The 547-nt window shown below is 58.7% G+C and carries 1 protein-coding gene; it reads left to right on the top strand.

The features are described 5' to 3' along the window. On the top strand, positions 1-547 hold a 547-nt coding region (locus tag A3712_RS28080; protein ID WP_197465913.1), incomplete at both ends, for a hypothetical protein.

Genomic DNA, 547 nt, shown 5'->3' with positions numbered 1-547 from the left:
GACGCGGTGAATGCAGGCGAGACACTGCCAGCGGTGAGCCTAACGGCGACCGATAGCGACAATGCGACGGCGGTTGACAGCGATACACCAACTTATAACGCTCAAAATGACGGCCCAACCATCGATGTGGTGGCAGAGGCAGCGTTCAATGAAAGCGACGCGGCGGTAGATACCGTGGTGGCGACGTTCACGGCGTCGGATGAAGAAGACGGCACACCAAGTGTGGCCTTCACGCCGGGCACAAACACCGATGGTTACTACGCGATCAGCGGCACCGATGTGGTACTGACGCAAGCGGGTGTTGACGCGGTGAATGCAGGCGAGACACTGCCAGCGGTGAGCCTAATGGCGACCGATAGCTACAATGCGACGGCGGTTGACAGCGATACACCAACTTATAACGCTCAAAATGACGGCCCAACCATCGATGTGGTGGCAGAGGCAGCGTTCAATGAAAACGACGCGGCGGTAGATACCGTGGTGGCGACGTTCACGGCGTCGGATGAAGAAGACGGCACACCAAGTGTGGCCTTCACGCCGGGCACAA

The sequence above is a fragment of the Vibrio sp. HI00D65 genome, from assembly GCF_001635455.1.
GTDB lineage: Bacteria > Pseudomonadota > Gammaproteobacteria > Enterobacterales > Vibrionaceae > Vibrio.
The sequence above is the reverse complement of the archived record's forward strand: the minus strand, read 5'-3'. Positions and strand labels throughout refer to the sequence as shown.